The organism is Luteibacter sp. 1214, assembly GCF_031455395.1.
GTDB lineage: Bacteria > Pseudomonadota > Gammaproteobacteria > Xanthomonadales > Rhodanobacteraceae > Luteibacter > Luteibacter mycovicinus.
The window spans coordinates 185558-201168 of record NZ_JAVDSQ010000006.1; the positions used below are offsets into that span (position 1 = coordinate 185558).

Here is a 15611-nt window from a genome sequence, read left to right on the forward strand (position 1 = left end):
ATGGCCTGGCCTACCGCTCTTCCCCTTATCGCGATCCTGCGCGGCATCACTCCCGACGAGGTCGTCGACCACGTCGAGGTACTGATCGAAGCCGGTTTCGATGCGATCGAGATTCCGCTCAATTCCCCGGACTGGCGACGCAGCATCCCGCTGGCCGTCCAGGCGGCCGGCAAGCGTGCATTGGTGGGCGCGGGGACCGTGCTGTCGCCCGAGCTGGCATCCGAAGTCGCCGATCTGGGCGGCCATCTGATGGTCACGCCCAACACGGATCCGGCAACCATCCGCAAGGCGCGCGAGCGCAATCTCTACACGGCGATCGGTTTCATGACGCCGAGCGAGGCATTCGCCGCCCTCGCCGCCGGAGCGCAGTCGCTGAAGCTGTTCCCGGCGACCAACCTCGGACCGGCGTACATCAAGGCGATTCGTGCCGTGTTGCCACCCGATGTGCCGCTGCTGGCGGTGGGTGGGGTCACACCCGATAATCTCGGACAGTTCCTCGACGCCGGTTGCATCGGCGCGGGTCTGGGCGGCGACCTGTATAAACCAGGACAGCCCGTCTCCCGCACGCGCGACCAGGCCGCCGCCTTCGTCAAAGCCTATCGTTCGGTCTGAGCATGAAAGTCACCAAGATCACCACCTATCGCGTTCCGCCTCGCTGGATGTTCCTCAAGATGGAGACCGACGAAGGCGTCGTCGGCTGGGGCGAGCCCGTGGTGGAAGGCCGCGCGCGCACCGTCGAGGCCGCCGTGCAGGAGCTGTCCGAATTCGTCATCGGACAGGATCCCGCGCGCATCAACGACATCTGGCAGGCGATGTATCGCGGCGGCTTCTACCGCGGCGGCGCCGTCTTCATGAGCGCCATCGCCGGCATCGACCAGGCGCTCTGGGACATCAAGGGCAAGGTGCTCGATGCCCCGGTATACGAACTGCTCGGTGGGCGCGTGCGCGACCGCATGAAGACCTATTGCTGGGTCGGCGGCGATCGTCCGGCGGACGTCATCGCGCAGATTCGTGAACGCCTGACCCATGGCTTCGACACGTTCAAGATGAACGGTTGCGAAGAAATGGCGATCATCGACTCGAGCAAGGCGGTCGACGCCGCGGTCGCCCGTGTCGCCGAGATCCGCGAGGCCTTCGGTAACACCATCGAGTTCGGTCTCGATTTCCACGGTCGCGTCTCCGCGCCGATGGCCAAGGTGCTGGTGAAGGAACTGGAGCCGTTCCGCCCCCTCTTCATCGAAGAGCCGGTGCTGGCAGAACTTGCCGAGTACTACCCTCGCATCGCCGAACAGACGTCCATTCCGCTCGCGGCGGGAGAGCGCATGTACTCGCGTTACGAGTTCAAGCATGTGCTCGAGCGCGGCGGCATTTCTATCCTGCAGCCCGATCTGTCACACGCGGGGGGGATCACCGAGTGCGTGAAGATCGCCGCCATGGCCGAGGCCTATGACGTGGCGCTCGCCCCGCATTGCCCGCTGGGCCCGATCGCCCTGGCCGCGTGCCTGCACGTGGACTTCGTCAGCTGGAACGCCACGCTGCAGGAACAGAGTATGGGCATCCACTACAACAAGGGTGGCGAGGTGCTCGACTACGTCCGCAACAAGGACGCGCTGAAGCTGGACGACGGCGGTTATGCGCAGCCGTTCACCGGTCCGGGTCTGGGTATCGATGTGGACGAGGAGCGGATCATCGAACGCAGCCGCGAGGCCGCGGAGTGGCGGAATCCGCTGTGGCGGCATAAGGATGGGTCGGTCGCGGAATGGTAAGCCATTGCGCGAATTGACGTTTCCAGGATTATCCACAATTATTCAACTTTGAATAATTATGGATAACTGGTATGGGCCTGTCGTTCGAACTGCCGTACTTCCCCCGGAAAGGACTCGTTGAGGACGTCCTTCGGATCCTTACCAGCGGACTGAAGCAAGGGGTGACGCTGTTTGCCCCTCGACGGCAGGGTAAGACTTCCTTCGTCCGGCACGAGCTCATCCCGGCTGCTCATGAGCTCGGCTGGAAGACGCTGTATATCGATCTCTGGAGGCGAAGAGGCGAGCCGGAACTTGCGCTCGTCGAGGGCCTGGAGGCTTTCCTCGAGGCAAGACGCAGCGGCTGGAAGCGACGTCTACGTTTCAGGCACCTTCGCGCCAAGGCGAGCGCCGGCGCCGCCGAAGTCGAATCGACTCTCGAGCCCGTGAGTTTCACGCCCGATGCCGTTCTGGAGAACAGGCTCGACTTCGCCCTGTCCGCGCTCGCGGAGAAAGACGTCACCCTCCTTGTGCTCGACGAGGTCCAAGCGCTGGCCGGAGCAAAGCGCGAAGACTTCGTCGCGGCACTACGGACGGTCATCCAGAAGCTGCAAGGGCGACTACTGGTGTTTTACACGGGATCCTCCCGCGAGGGTTTGAACCATATGTTCCGCCAGCAAAGAGCGCCACTGTTCGCGTCTGCGATGCCCGTACAGCTCCCCGACCTTGGCGACGACTTCATCGAAGACCGAATGGTTTTTCTCGCGGAACGTACCCGTGCCCGGATCGACGAGGCATCGCTCAGAAACGCGTTCGAACGCCTCGGCCGGACGCCCGAGTTCCTCAACGAAGTGATCCTGCACCTGTTGATCGCGGGCAACGGCAATATCGATGCCGCGATGGCGAAGTGGATGCAGTCGCACACGGAGACGGGTGCGGGCGCGCTGCTCGAAGAATTGCGACCACTCGAACTCGCCTTGATGAACATGCTGGCGCAACCCGGTCACCCGTCGGTATACAGCACCGAATCCGTCGCCTGGCTAAGCCGCTGGCCTGACATCGACGCGAGCCTGACGACTGCGAAGATCCAGGCTGCGCTGAAGCGACTGACCAGAATGGAACTCGTCGCACCCACGGGCAGGCAAGGTGACTATGAAATCGAAGATCGTGCCGTGCTGCTACACCTCCGCGCAGGCACGTGAACGTGAGGCCGAAGATGTCGCCCGCGAGTCGCGCTCCTACCTGAGAGAGCGCGGCTCGATGACCCGGAGCTCGCCCAGGCCCAGCCCGTCCAGGCGGTAGTCGCCGATCGCCTCGCGGATAAGCCGCAAGGTGGGGAGGCCTACCGCCGCCGTCATCCGCCGCACCTGGCGATTACGCCCTTCGCGCAGCACGATCCGCAACCATCCGTCCGGCACGGTCTTGCGAAAACGCACCGGCGGATCGCGCGGCCACAGCCACTCCGGCTCGTCTATCGCCTCGACCCCCGCCGGTAGCGTCGGCCCGTCGTTGAGCGTCACGCCGCGACGCAGGCGCCCGAGGGCTTCCTCGGAGGGCACACCCTCGACCTGCACGACATACGTCTTCGGCTGCTTGTGCTTCGGGTCGGCCAGGCGATGCTGCAACTTACCGTCATCGGTCAAAAGCAGCAGACCTTCGCTGTCGTGGTCCAGTCGCCCCGCCGCGTAGACTCCCTTCTGCGGCACGAAGTCGGCCAGCGTGCGCCGGCCGGCTTCGTCGGTGAACTGACAGAGCACCCCGTAGGGCTTGTTGAGCGCGACCAGCACCTTACTTCGCGGAAGCGGGCTTCACGAAGCGCAGCGTCATGCGATCGGACTCGCCGATCGCCGCCCACTTCGCCTTGTCCGTCTCGCCCATGTCGTAGGTCGGCGGCAGCGTCCACACGCCCTTGGGATGGTTGTGGTCATCCTTCGGATTGGCGTTGATCTCGCTCTGCGCGTCCAGCTTGAAGCCGGCATCGGTGGCGAGCTTGATCACGTAGTCGGTCGGCAGGTAGCCGGAGTTGACCACGTCGTCGAGCTTCTTGCCCGCGTCGGCGCGATGGTCTTCCACGCCGAGCACGCCGCCGGGCTTGAGCACCGTGAAGAACGACTTGAACATCGCTTCGGCACTGCCATCGGCGGCCCAGTTATGCACGTTGCGGAAGGTCAGCACCATGTCGGCCGATCCCGGTGCGCCCAGCACAGGGGCCTTGTGGTTGAACTCCACGATCTTTGCCGTGCCGTACTGTGCCGAGGCGAACGAGAACTTCTTCTGCATCGAGGCCACGCCCTTGGAGCCGGTCTCGATCGCGCCGATGTAGTGGCCGTTGTCGTGCAGGTAAGGCGCCAGTATCTCGGTGAACCAGCCGCCCGACGGCCAGATCTCGATCACGGTCATATCCGGGCGAATACCGAAGAAGGTCAGCATCTGCTTGGGGTGACGGTAGACGTCGCGCGCCTTGTTCTCCGGCGAACGCCAGCTGCCGGCGATCGCCTTGTCGAGCTGGGCCGAGCTGAGCTGACCGGCGCTGGCGGGTGGCGTGGTCTGCGCGGGCTGGTCGACGTCGGCCGCCAGCGCGGTGTGCGAGAGGGCCAGACCGAGCAGTCCAGCGCAGGCGAATGCGAGCTTCTTCATGGCGACACCGGGTGTTTGCGGGAATGTGGCCGGGAAGGCTAGCACGGCGATCCGGCCCTGCCACCTGCCTTTCCGTTCGTCTGCGGCGGACCGGTGAAAGCGCGAAAACATCCGTGCCGTTACACTGGTGCCTTCTGCATTGCAGCATTTGTTCCGCAGGGATCCTCACACATGCGCTCTTTCCCCCTTCGCCCGCTCGCCGCTGGCGTACTCCTCGCGCTGGCCGGCAACGCCGCCGCACAGGAAGCCACGCTGGCACCGGTCGTGGTCACGGCCACCCGTACCGCCCAGTCTCCCTACGATATTCCGGCGGCGATCGACGTGGTGACGACGCCTCCCGATGGCTCGCTGGACGTGAATCTCTCGGAGCGCGTGCAATCCATTCCCGGCATTATCGCCCGTGACCGCCAGAACTATGCGCAGGACGCCCAGGTGTCGATTCGCGGCTTCGGCGCGCGTTCCACCTTCGGCATCCGCGGCATCCGCCTGTACACCGACGGCATTCCGGCGACCATGCCGGACGGTCAGGGCCAGGTATCGCACTTCAACCTCGATTCCTCCGACCGTATCGAAGTGCTGCGCGGGCCGTTCTCGGCCCTCTACGGCAATGCGTCAGGCGGCGTCGTGCAGATCTTCACCGCCGACGGTACCGAGACCCCGGAGCTGCGCTTCGGTGTGGCCGGCGGCAGCAACGGCAACTTCCGCAGCTCGGTCAACGCGCGCGGCACCGAAGGCCCGGTGGACTACAACATCGACTTCAGCCATTTCCGCACCAGCGGCTATCGCGATCACAGCGCCGCGCGCCGCGAGTCCGGCAACGCGAAGATCGGCTGGAAGATCGACGACGACAGCAAGCTGACGCTGGTCGTGAACACTGTCGACGTGCCGGATGCGCAGGATCCGCTCGGTCTGACCCGGGCCCAGGTGAAAGCCGACCCGCAACAGGTCGCCTCGGTCGCGGAGACGTATAACACGCGCAAGTCGACCGATCAGCAGCAGGCCGGTCTGATCTGGGACCAGCGCATCGACAGCGCGAACAGCCTGCGCGTCATGGGCTATTACGGCCAGCGCAGCGTCACCCAGTACCTGTCGATTCCCAAGGCGACGCAGGCGGCTCAGCCGGGCAACTCCGGCGGCGTCGTCGACCTGGATAACGAATACGGCGGCGGCGACGCGCGCTGGACCTGGAGCGACACGCTGGCCGGCCGGCCCTTCGAGGTCGCCGGTGGCATCAGCTACGACAACCAGGAACAGCATCGCCAGGGTTACAACAACTACATTGGCAATACCCTCGGCGTACAGGGCGCGAAACGTCGCGACGAGATCGACCGCGTGTTCGACTTCGACCAGTACGCACAGGCCACGTGGCGTGTCGCCGAGGACTGGAGTCTGATGGGCGGCCTGCGTCACAGCGAGGTGCGCTTCCGCTCGACGGATCGATACATCGCCGCAGGCAACCCGGACGACAGCGGCACCACGAAGTACAGCGCGACCACGCCGGCCTTCGGTGTGATGTGGCGTGCGGCCCCATGGGCACATGTGTACGCGAACTGGGGTCGCGGCTTCGAGACGCCGACCTTCTCCGAGCTCGGATATCGCGCCGATGGCGGTGCGGGTCTCGCCTTCGACCTGAAACCCTCGCGCTCGCACAACGGCGAAGTCGGCATCAAGCTGCAGCCGTCCGACCACACGGAAGCCGGCCTCGCCGTGTTCCGTGCGGACAGCGACGACGAGCTGGCCGTGGCGACCAATCTGGGGGGTCGCACGACCTACCAGAACATCGCGCGCTCGCGCCGTCAGGGGCTGGAAGCATCGTTCCGCACCGAGCTCGCCCCGAACCTCGACTTCGTCGCGTCGTACACGCGCCTGCAGGCGACCTTCCGTACGCCGTTTCTCACCTGCGTGTCGACCGGCTGCTCCACGCCGGATACGCCGGTGGCCGCGGGGACGCGCATTCCCGGCGTGCCACGCTCGAACGGTTATGCCGCGCTGAAGTACGGTGCCGAGCGTGGCTGGCAGGTCGGGCTGGATATGAATGCCATGGGCTCGACCTCGGTGAACGACCTGGGGACCGAGTCGGCCGCGGGATACGCGCTGTTCGGTCTGTCCGGCGGGTACATCGTCGATGACGGCCCGTGGCGGATCAACACGTTCGCGAGGGTGGACAACCTCGTCGACCGGCATGTGGTCGGCTCGGTGATCGTCAATGACGGCAACGGGCGATATTACGAGCCGGCGCCGGGACGGACGTTCCTGGTGGGTGTGGATTTGCGCTGGCGGTAAGGCAGGAGCGAGTCAGCCCGAAATCGCCAGCCGCTCCGACCGGTACAACATCGCCGCGGCCCACACGGCCACGAGCGCCGCGGCAAACCCACCGGCAAGGCAGGTACCGATCTGCCACGCCGGCATGCCGTCGCCACGCAGCAACTGCACGATCCCCAGGTTCTGCCCCAGCAAAGGCACCGCATACATCCACGGTTCCGCGCGCACCGGAATCACCGACAAAAGCACGCTGGGCAGAATCGGGATCATCATCAGGATCGACAGATACGTCTGCGCTTCGCGGTAGCTTTTGGCCATCGCCGACACGAGCGACTGCAGCGCGGCCATCAGCACGATCAGCGGCAGCATGATCAGCGCCACCTGCGCACCGAAGCGAGGCCCCAGATCGAGCGCGATACCCAGCTTCTCCGTCGGAATGAAGAACGGCGCGGTCATGAACGCGGCGATCGTGAGGAACAGGCTGACCAGCGAGAACGTGCTGATCGCGGCCAGCTTGCCGGCGAGGATCTTCCAGCGCGCGACGGGGTTCACGAACAACGGTTCCAGCGACTGCCGCTCACGCTCGCCGGCCGTCAGGTCGATGGCGAGGTACATGCCACCGAGAAACACCGTGAGCGTGAAGAAGTAAGGCAGGAACGAAAACATCAGCGCCGAACGCGACTGTGAAGTCGCCTGGTCACGCTCCGCGACCTGCACCGGCCACGCCGTGGTCGGTGAAAGCCCGCGCGCGATCAGACGCATCGCGCCCTCACGACGTCCGTAGCTCTCGACCACGCTGCGCACACGCATCACGGGCGTCGATGCATCGCGTCGCGAGGAGTCGTAGATCAGCTCGACCTGGACGCTCTGGCCTTTGTTCCATGCCCTGGCGTAATCCGGCCCGATACGGATGACGACATCGGCACGCTGTTCACGGACGGCGTTCTCCGGATCGCTCATGCCGGGATCGGCGTTGATGCCCGCACCTTTCAATGCCGCCATGAGGTTGGGTGCCAGCTCGGCGCCGATCACCGGCACTTCGATGTTGCGGTCCGCTTTGGCGAGTTCCCGGTTCACCATGACGTTCATCAGCATGATGAAGATCACCGGCCCCAGCAGCGGGCCGGTGATCAGCGCACTGACCAGCGTCCGGCGATCGCGGAGGTTCTCGCGAACTTCCTTCCAGTAAACGGCGGAGAAGGCGCTCATGCGGCAAGCCCCTCGTCGGTACCGATGATTTTCACGAAGGCATCCTCGAGGCTGGTCTCGCCCGTCTGCTCCAGCAGCGCGGCCGGTGTTTCGTCGGCGACCACGCGACCGTGCGCGATCACCACGATGCGATCGCACAGCGCGGCCACCTCCTGCATGATGTGGCTGGAAAAAAGTACGCAGCGGCCCTCATCGCGCAACTGCCGCATGAAACGCCGCATGGCGCGGGTCGCCATGACGTCGAGGCCGTTGGTGGGCTCGTCGAGCAGTACGTTACGCGGATCGTGAACCAGTGCCCGGGCGATGGCGGTCTTCACGCGCTGGCCCTGCGAAAAACCTTCGGTGCGTCGATGGGCGATGTCACGCATCTCCAGCGCATCGATCAGCGCTTCGCGGCGACGTGCCAGAAGCTCCGGCGCCATGCCTTGCAGACGACCGAAGTAATCGATGTTCTCCGAAGCGGTCAGGCGCTTGTAGAGACCCCGGGCATCCGGCAGCACACCGAGCCGGCGACGCACCGCCAGCGCGTCGTCGTAGGCATTCACGCCATCGACCAGCACCTCGCCGGCGTCGGGTTTCATCAGCGTGTACAGCATGCGCAGCGTGGTCGTCTTGCCCGCCCCGTTCGGACCGAGCAGGCCCGTGATCTCGCCGTCGCGCGCGGTGAAGCTCACACCGTTGACGGCATGCACCTCGCCAAACGACTTCAGCAGGTTCTTCACCTCGATCATGGCGTCGCTCCGTTGAATCCGACAAACACCGGCAGCGGCTGCAGCCGATCGAGGCAACCGACGTCGAGCGTCTTCGCGTTGGCGTCGTCGACGAAGTGGTCGAGCACGCGTGGCATGCAACCGCGCGCGATCACGTTATGGCCCTGCCCTTTCAGCACGACGTGCCGACCGTTGGGAAGTCCCTTGAGCACCTCGTCACCGTAGCGCGGCGGCGTCACGGGATCGAACTCGCCCGACATCAACAGCGTGGGAACGTTGCTCCTGAGCGGTTCGTGGAAGTCGGCCGGGCGCTGCCCATGTGGCCACACCGAACACGCCGCACGGAATGCCTCGATCATCGTGTCACCGAGAATCGTGTCCTTGTCCTGCGGGCGTGACGTCAGCAGATCGCCGTCCTCGCTGCAGATCACGGAGTACTGCATGCCACCGTCCATCGTGTCACCGAGATCGCCGGTCAGCAGCTTGGCCTGACCGAGCAGCGGTCCGACATCGCCGCGCGCGGCGGCGTCGATGGATAGCGGCAGCAACGCCGCCGTCTCCGGCGAGTAGGCGAACATACGAACCACCGTAGCCAGGGCGTGCTCGCTGAGTACGCGTTTTACCGACGCGTAGTTCTGCGGGTCGCGAAAGCTCACGGTATGCGGGTTGGCGCGCAGCGCATCGCGCAGCTGGAACAGCGTCTGATAAGGGTCGCTGAAGCGCGCACGGCAGGCATCGTCCGCTTCGCAGCGGGCGAACTGCGCCTTCAGCGCCGCGTCGAGATTCACCGCGAAGTCTTCGCCGAGCACCAGCGCGTTAGGGGCCACGCCATCGAGTACCAGGGTGCGCAGACCGTCGGGGTGCCGCATGGCGTACTGCTGGGCCACACGCGTGCCATACGACACGCCGATCAGGTCGAACTTCGGCGTCCCCAGCGCATGCCTCACGTCCTCGAGATCGGCGACGGCGTCGGTCGTCGTGTAGAAACGTACGTCCGCATCCTGCGACAGCTGGTCGAGGCAGTGCTGGGTTTCCCTGCGCACCGCGGCTGCGTCGAATCCGTGAGGTTCGTCGTCACTGGAGGGCGCACCCGGTTCGTCGTCGCGACAGCTCAGCGGGTGCGAGCCGCCGGTACCGCGCTGATCGAGCAGGAGCAGGTTGCGATGCGCGAGCAGGGGCGCCATGGCCGGCGCGATCGCCGGGTAGCTCTCGGCGGCCGACTGGCCCGGGCCACCCGCGATGAAGGCGAGCATGTCGTCGGCGGGCACCTGGGCGCTGCTGCGAACGACGGCCAGGCGCAGCGTGATCTTGCGCCCCTGAGGCCGCGAGCGGTCCTCGGGAACCTGATAAGGCGCGCACCAGGCGGCGGTCGAGAGGCCCGAATGCGGTTGCGCCAGTTCGCAGGGCGTGAGCTCGACCGAGCCCAGATGCCAGACGCGCGGCGGCGCGGGACGGGTCGCCGTCGGCGTTGACGCGCGAGCCCCGTCCTCGACCGGGGACGCCTTCACGAAATGTCGGCCGGAGAGCACGGCGGCAAGGATCGCGACGATGATGGCGATGCGTGGCGGTCGTTTCATGCCGTCATTCCTCGGGAACGAAGATGGATTCGATGGACAGGTCGAACAGGCGGGCGATCTTGAACGCCAGCGGCAGGCTCGGGTCGTACTTGCCCGTCTCGACGGCATTAACGGTCTGACGCGAAACGTCGAGGCGGTCGCCGAGGTCGGCCTGCGACCAGCCCAGCGCGGTGCGGAGTTCACGGACGCGGTTATTCATCGTGCGCGGTGGTAGTACAGCCTGAAGACACACTTGGCCATGCCGAAGACGAACATCATCACCGGCATCACCCAGATCGCGACAGCCTCGGCGGGCGGTGCGGCCAGCACTTTGGCGTTGAGCAACATGCCGAAGGTAAAGAAGCCGAAGCTACCGATGCCGCCCGCCACCGCGAGGGCCTCGAGGTCGATCCGGCGCTCGAACTCGTCCTGATCGCGGATCACCCGGACCATGGCCCGGATAACGAAGGCGACGGGGATGGTGGGGAGCAAGGTCACGAAGGTGCGCGCGACAGTGCCTTCCAGCGTTTTCAGCCAGCTGACCGACAGGAGGATCAGCAGCACGTAGGCGAACATCGCCGGAAAGAACTCACGCAGATAACGCTTGTGCACGGCACGCATGGCCATTCCCCGATCTCCCTGGTCGTGTCAGGTCGAAACGTGACGTGCAACGCCATCACGAATCGTTCGTCAGCAAAAAGATGTAAAGCACCCTTGACACGCATCGTGACCCTCTCCGCGCGCCATGTCAAGCAGCCTTGACATAAGGGTGAACACATTCGGCATCGCTACGTCGTTCCGGCATGGCGCGAGGTCATCCACTCCCGTGACGTCCTACCTTCCCCGATCCTTGCTTCCGACGGAGACACAGCTCAGCGACGCGCCGGGAATACGACGCATCGAACCTCACAGGAGAACATCATGTCCTTCCGCTCGATCGCCGCCACCGCCACCCTGCTCGCCGCCTCCGTCGCCGCCACCTCCACGCAGGCCGCCACCGCGACCACGACCTTCAACGTCCGTATCACCATCACCGCCGCTTGCGACATCAGCACGACGGCACCGACGGACGTCAACTTCGGCACCGCGCCGTCGACCGCCACCAACGTCGACAATCAGGGCGCGCTCAACGTGAACTGCACGCCCAGCGCGCCGTACACCATCGCGCTCGACAACGGGCAGAACGGTACCGACGCCAACACGCGCAAGATGAGCAGCGGCACCGCACAGGTGCCGTATCAGCTCTATCGCGCCGCGACCCGCACCGCCGCCGACGTCTGGGGAAGCACCACCGGCACCGGCGGCAACGTGTATGCGGCCACCGGCAGCGGTACCGTGCAGACCGTCCCGGTCTACGGCCGTGTGCCTAACACCAATTTCCCGGCGGGCAGCTACGCCGACGTCATCACCGCCACGATCACGTATTGACGGTGTGCCCGTGGCCGCTCCGCTGGGCGCTGGCCGTCGCGCTGGCCGCCGCGGCCCTCGCCACGCACGCGAGCGGCCTGCAGGTCTCGCCTATCGGCCTGCGGCTGGCCGCCTCGGCGTCGGCCGAAGCCATGTGGCTGACCAATACGGGCACCGATCCGGTCCATGCCCAGGTACGCGTCTTTCGCTGGACGCAGGTGGATGGCAAGGATGTGCTCGAGCCATCGCGCGATCTCGTGGTGAGCCCGCCGATGGTGACGATCGCACCGGGCGACCGACAGCTGGTGCGCGTCATCCGTCGGGTGGCGCCGCCCACCGATGGAACCGAGACCGCGTACCGGGTGCTCGTCGACGAATTGCCGGTGGATGCGGGCGACAAGCCCGGGCTGAAGTTCGTCCTGCGCTATTCGGTGCCGGTCTTCCTCGCGCCCACGGGCGATCCCTCGATGAAGGCGACATTGCAGGCCACCTGGGAGCACACGCCGGAAGGTCCCCGACTGCGCGTGCGCAACACGGGAAACGGCCATGCGCAGATCGCCGACGTGACATGGCAGGGCGCCAGAGGCCAGCGAACGACACTCCTGCCGGGGCTGGTCGGATACGCCCTCCCCGGCGCGACGATGAGCTGGAAACTGCCGGACAACGCACGGCACGCGGATGGTGCCGTGCGCGCAAGGATCAACGGTGAGCCGGCCGAATCGACCTTGGTGGTGGACGCGGACGGCCGCTAGCATGCTGGCCCTCGACGCCGCTGCCGTGCATGCCGTGGAGCGCGAAACGGAGCCCGCACCGCCACCGGCGACGGTCACGCCGCGCGTACGCGTCGCGGGCGAAGACCTCTATCTCGAAGTGGTGCTCAACGGCACGCGAACCGAAAAGCTGGTGCACTTCACCCGTCACGGCGAAGCGCTGTGCGCACTGGCGCCGGATCTTCGGGGCCTCGGCTTCGTTCTGTCGCCGGGCGAAGACGAGCGCTGCCTGCCCGACCTTCCCGGCGTGCGCTACACCTACGACGTCGCACAGCAACGCGTGAACATCGACGTGCCGACCGGTCAGCTCAATTTGCCGACGCAGATCCTCAACGCCCCGGAGCACACCGGCACCCGGGCATCGAGCGGCACGGGCATCCTGATCAACTACGACATCTACGCGGCTCACGGCGGTGGTCTCAGCAATGTCAGCGGCCTGGCGGAACTCCGTGCTTTCAGCGACGGGCTGGGCGTACTCAGCAACACGTCGCTGACGCGTCGCTATCAGACCCCTGCCGACGGCTGGCAAGGCGACACGGTGCGACTCGACACGCAATGGCGACTGTCATTCCCCGACCGCGCACAGACGTTGACTGTCGGCGACACGTTCACCGGGTATCTTTCGTGGTCACGCGCCACGCGCATCGGAGGCATCGCCTATGGCACCGACTTCGCGCTGCAGCCTTACCGCGTCACCACGCCGCTGCCGCAGTTCTTCGGGCAGGCCGCCGCGCCCTCGTCCGTTGAGCTCTATATCGACGGCATCCGCCAGTACTCGGGCAAAGTCCCCGCCGGTCCTTTCCAGCTCACCGCCGTGCCCGGTGTGGACCAGGCGGGTCAGGCCCAGGTCGTTCTGACCGACGCGCTCGGTCGCAGCAGTACGGTGACCTTCCCGTTTTATGCCGCGCGCCAGCTGCTTCGTGCCGGCCTCGACGACTGGTCGGTCGAACTCGGCACCGTCCGCGAGGCATACGGTATCGACTCCTTCTCGTACGGCGACGCGCCCGTGGGTAGTGCGACGTGGCGGCGAGGCATCACCGACCGGCTCACACTCGAAGCGCATACCGAGGGCGGCGATGGACGAGGTACCGCAGGCGCAGGCATGGTGTGGAACCCCGTCGGGGCCTTCGTCGTTAACGGGTCGTACGCGAGATCGCGCGACGCCGGCGCCCAGTACGGCGGGGGCTTTTCGTGGAACGGGCGCTACATCAACGCATCCGTGGACACCCTGCGCAGCAACTCGCGCTATAACGACATCGCCAGCGGCTACGGCTCGCCGCCGCCCCGCACCAGCGACCGCGCGCTGATCGGTTTCAACGTGCGCGAGTCGAGCTTCGGCGCCAACTACGTGCGCCTGCGCTATGGCGGACAGCCGGCAACGCGCTATGCGGGGCTGTTCGCGCTGCGTAACTTCGGTCGCGGGATCTCGGTCAACGTCAGTTACAACCAGAACCTGGATCTGGCATCGGACCGTAGCTTCTTTCTCGGCATGACGATGTCGCTCGACGCGCGCACGACATGGAGCGCGTCCGCGCAGCGCGACCGCGAACAGACGTTCGGCATCGTCGATGCGAGCCGTCCGATCGACGGCGACGGCGGCTTCGGCTGGCATGTTCAGGGACGGACCGGCGATACCGGCGGCGGACTGGGCGAGGTCGGCTGGCTCGGCAACAGCGGACAACTCACGGTCGGTGCGAGCGACTTCGGCAGCTCGTCGTATGCGTATGCCGATGCGAACGGAGCGGTCGTGCTCATGGGTGGCCATGCCTTCGCCGCGCGACGTATCGACGACGCGTTCGCACTGGTCACCACGGAAGGAACGCCGGACATTCCCGTACTCCTCGAAAACCGGCGCACCGGCGTCACCGACAGCAGCGGACTGTTGCTCGTGTCACGACTGAACGCATACCAGGACAACCGGCTGGCGATCGACCCGATCGACCTGCCTGCGGATGAGCGCGTACAGCGGGTCGAGACCATCGTCGCACCGTCCGATCGCGCCGGCGTCGTGGTGCGCTTTCCCGTGAAGCGCGTACGTGCGGCGTCGGCGATCCTCGTCGATGCCGGCGGCCAGCCGCTGCCCGTCGGCGCTACCGTCGCGACGGGTGATGCGGCTCCCGCCATGGTCGGCTATGACGGCCTGGTGTACCTCGACAACCTGCAGGGTGGCGATACGCCTCTGAATGTGACGCTGCCCGGAGGGACACACTGCAAGACGACGCTGACGTACCCGGCACATGCGCGCGACCTGCCGGAACTCGGCCCGCTGATCTGCCGCACGGTGACGCCATGAAGTGGTTCGTCCTCATACTCCTGGCCATCGCGGCGATGGCAGCCACGCCGCGCGTCGATGCCGCGACCACCTGCAGCATCACCAGCATTACCAACCTGGCCTTCGGCACGGTGGATCCGACCGGTACCGTCGTCAACACGCAGGCGACCGTGAACTACAGTTGCAGCTACTCGGGCGTGCTCGGTGGCCTGTACGGCAGCTACATCTCGGCATGTGTCAGCCTCGCGCCGGACGAGCTGGGAAATTTCGCTCCACGAACCCTGCTCAACACCGCGAATACCGACCGCATGCAGTACCAGGCGTTCAAGGACGGGAGTTACAGCACGATCTGGGGGCGTGTGAACAATGCGACGTACACGCCGCAAACGTTCACCCGAAACTTCGGTTTGCTATCCAATAACGTGACCATCACCGGCAGCCTCACGATCTACGGTCAGGTACCGGCGCTGCAGAGCGGCCTTTCGCCTGGCAACTACAGCGGCACGCTTGCCGGGTCGCTCACAGGCACGTCGATTACCTGGAGCTACAACGAAGTTCTTCTGACGCTCGGCACCTTCCCTGCGTCATGCACCAGCGGCGGAACCGTAGCGGCGCAGACGGTGGCCGGTCCGGCACTGACCGCCACCGCCAGCGTCGCCGCCAAATGCACCGTCGGCACGGCGACCGAACTCAACTTCGGCAGCGTCTCCGGCCTGCTCCGTGTCAATACCGACCAGACCTCACTGGTACGCGCGACCTGCACCCAACGGGCGGCGTACCAGATCGGTCTGGACAACGGAAAGAATGCGTCGGGAACGACGAGACGCATGACCGATGGGACGCATTTCGTTACGTACCAGCTGTTCACCGACCCCGGACGGACGACGCGGTGGGGCAACACGCTCAACACCGATACCGCCGCGGGAACCGGTTCCGGGTCCGAGCAGACGCTCACTGTCTACGGTCGCGTACCCATACAGCCCGCACAACCGGCAGGTTCGTACAGCGACATCGTGACGGTGACCGTGACGTATTGAGATCGCGTG

At 65.6% G+C, this 15611-nt stretch carries 15 protein-coding genes; 8 read left to right on the forward strand and 7 right to left on the reverse strand.

Features of this window, described 5'->3' with window-relative positions:
• The 3 genes from J2X57_RS14875 to J2X57_RS14885 all read left to right on the forward strand — a co-directional run bounded on the left by J2X57_RS14875 (position 1) and on the right by J2X57_RS14885 (position 2944).
• Entirely contained in the window at positions 1 to 612 is a 612-nt protein-coding gene (locus tag J2X57_RS14875; RefSeq protein WP_308846306.1) for a 2-dehydro-3-deoxy-6-phosphogalactonate aldolase, read from the forward strand.
• Between the two features lie 2 nt (positions 613 to 614).
• Positions 615 to 1766, forward strand: coding sequence for a galactonate dehydratase (gene dgoD / locus J2X57_RS14880; protein WP_036116413.1), 1152 nt, complete (start codon positions 615 to 617; stop codon positions 1764 to 1766).
• Positions 1767 to 1837: 71 nt separating this feature from the next.
• Positions 1838 to 2944 (forward strand): hypothetical protein, encoded by a 1107-nt coding sequence (locus J2X57_RS14885; RefSeq protein WP_309868294.1) that lies wholly within the window; start codon positions 1838 to 1840, stop codon positions 2942 to 2944.
• A gap of 36 nt (positions 2945 to 2980) precedes the next feature.
• On the opposite strand, the gene J2X57_RS14890 is transcribed toward J2X57_RS14885, so the two are convergent.
• On the reverse strand, positions 2981 to 3529 hold the full coding sequence (locus tag J2X57_RS14890; RefSeq protein WP_309868296.1) for an rRNA large subunit pseudouridine synthase E: 549 nt from the start codon (positions 3527 to 3529) through the stop codon (positions 2981 to 2983).
• A gap of 1 nt (position 3530) precedes the next feature.
• Positions 3531 to 4379, reverse strand: coding sequence for a methyltransferase (locus J2X57_RS14895; RefSeq protein ID WP_309868297.1), 849 nt, complete (start codon positions 4377 to 4379; stop codon positions 3531 to 3533).
• Positions 4380 to 4550: 171 nt separating this feature from the next.
• Here J2X57_RS14895 and J2X57_RS14900 point away from each other — a divergent pair, with 171 nt between their 5' ends.
• Positions 4551 to 6662: a TonB-dependent receptor gene (locus J2X57_RS14900; protein ID WP_309868298.1), complete on the forward strand. Its 2112-nt coding sequence runs from the start codon at positions 4551 to 4553 to the stop codon at positions 6660 to 6662.
• Positions 6663 to 6674: 12 nt separating this feature from the next.
• Here the strand turns inward: J2X57_RS14900 and J2X57_RS14905 are convergent, their stop codons facing one another.
• The 5 genes from J2X57_RS14905 to J2X57_RS14925 are packed head-to-tail and all read right to left on the reverse strand — an operon-like array spanning position 6675 to position 10743.
• On the reverse strand, positions 6675 to 7850 hold the full coding sequence (locus tag J2X57_RS14905) for an ABC transporter permease (RefSeq protein WP_036116420.1): 1176 nt from the start codon (positions 7848 to 7850) through the stop codon (positions 6675 to 6677).
• Positions 7847 to 8581: an ATP-binding cassette domain-containing protein gene (locus tag J2X57_RS14910; RefSeq protein WP_036116422.1), complete on the reverse strand. Its 735-nt coding sequence runs from the start codon at positions 8579 to 8581 to the stop codon at positions 7847 to 7849. The genes J2X57_RS14905 and J2X57_RS14910 overlap by 4 nt, the downstream gene beginning before the upstream one ends.
• On the reverse strand, positions 8578 to 10137 hold the full coding sequence (locus tag J2X57_RS14915; RefSeq protein ID WP_309868301.1) for an alpha/beta hydrolase: 1560 nt from the start codon (positions 10135 to 10137) through the stop codon (positions 8578 to 8580). The genes J2X57_RS14910 and J2X57_RS14915 overlap by 4 nt, the downstream gene beginning before the upstream one ends.
• Positions 10138 to 10141: 4 nt before the next feature.
• On the reverse strand, positions 10142 to 10336 hold the full coding sequence (locus tag J2X57_RS14920; protein ID WP_036116425.1) for a helix-turn-helix transcriptional regulator: 195 nt from the start codon (positions 10334 to 10336) through the stop codon (positions 10142 to 10144).
• Positions 10333 to 10743, reverse strand: coding sequence for a hypothetical protein (locus J2X57_RS14925; protein ID WP_036116428.1), 411 nt, complete (start codon positions 10741 to 10743; stop codon positions 10333 to 10335). The genes J2X57_RS14920 and J2X57_RS14925 overlap by 4 nt, the downstream gene beginning before the upstream one ends.
• A 294-nt stretch (positions 10744 to 11037) precedes the next feature.
• On the opposite strand from J2X57_RS14925, the gene J2X57_RS14930 reads away from it, so the two are divergent.
• From J2X57_RS14930 to J2X57_RS14945, 4 genes are read left to right on the forward strand one after another with little or no spacing between them, the layout of a single operon-like run.
• Positions 11038 to 11544, forward strand: a complete 507-nt coding sequence (locus tag J2X57_RS14930) for a spore coat U domain-containing protein (protein ID WP_036116434.1) — start codon at positions 11038 to 11040, stop codon at positions 11542 to 11544.
• Positions 11545 to 11546: 2 nt separating this feature from the next.
• Complete coding sequence (locus tag J2X57_RS14935; protein WP_051944308.1) at positions 11547 to 12275, forward strand: molecular chaperone; 729 nt, start codon at positions 11547 to 11549, stop codon at positions 12273 to 12275.
• A gap of 1 nt (position 12276) precedes the next feature.
• Entirely contained in the window at positions 12277 to 14586 is a 2310-nt protein-coding gene (locus J2X57_RS14940) for a fimbria/pilus outer membrane usher protein (protein ID WP_309868303.1), read from the forward strand.
• Positions 14583 to 15602: a spore coat U domain-containing protein gene (locus tag J2X57_RS14945; protein ID WP_309868305.1), complete on the forward strand. Its 1020-nt coding sequence runs from the start codon at positions 14583 to 14585 to the stop codon at positions 15600 to 15602. The genes J2X57_RS14940 and J2X57_RS14945 overlap by 4 nt, the downstream gene beginning before the upstream one ends.
• The last annotated feature ends 9 nt before the right edge of the window (positions 15603 to 15611 follow it).

Coding starts and splice junctions, on each gene's coding strand:
- J2X57_RS14900 (WP_309868298.1), top strand. CDS start 4,551: ATGCGCTCTTTCCCCCTTCGCCCGCTCGCCGCTGGCGTACTCCTCGCG.
- J2X57_RS14945 (WP_309868305.1), top strand. CDS start 14,583: ATGAAGTGGTTCGTCCTCATACTCCTGGCCATCGCGGCGATGGCAGCC.
- J2X57_RS14875 (WP_308846306.1), top strand. CDS start 1: ATGGCCTGGCCTACCGCTCTTCCCCTTATCGCGATCCTGCGCGGCATC.
- J2X57_RS14915 (WP_309868301.1), bottom strand. CDS start 10,137: ATGAAACGACCGCCACGCATCGCCATCATCGTCGCGATCCTTGCCGCC.
- J2X57_RS14905 (WP_036116420.1), bottom strand. CDS start 7,850: ATGAGCGCCTTCTCCGCCGTTTACTGGAAGGAAGTTCGCGAGAACCTC.
- dgoD (WP_036116413.1), top strand. CDS start 615: ATGAAAGTCACCAAGATCACCACCTATCGCGTTCCGCCTCGCTGGATG.
- J2X57_RS14895 (WP_309868297.1), bottom strand. CDS start 4,379: ATGAAGAAGCTCGCATTCGCCTGCGCTGGACTGCTCGGTCTGGCCCTC.
- J2X57_RS14940 (WP_309868303.1), top strand. CDS start 12,277: ATGCTGGCCCTCGACGCCGCTGCCGTGCATGCCGTGGAGCGCGAAACG.
- J2X57_RS14925 (WP_036116428.1), bottom strand. CDS start 10,743: ATGGCCATGCGTGCCGTGCACAAGCGTTATCTGCGTGAGTTCTTTCCG.
- J2X57_RS14910 (WP_036116422.1), bottom strand. CDS start 8,581: ATGATCGAGGTGAAGAACCTGCTGAAGTCGTTTGGCGAGGTGCATGCC.
- J2X57_RS14885 (WP_309868294.1), top strand. CDS start 1,838: ATGGGCCTGTCGTTCGAACTGCCGTACTTCCCCCGGAAAGGACTCGTT.
- J2X57_RS14930 (WP_036116434.1), top strand. CDS start 11,038: ATGTCCTTCCGCTCGATCGCCGCCACCGCCACCCTGCTCGCCGCCTCC.
- J2X57_RS14920 (WP_036116425.1), bottom strand. CDS start 10,336: ATGAATAACCGCGTCCGTGAACTCCGCACCGCGCTGGGCTGGTCGCAG.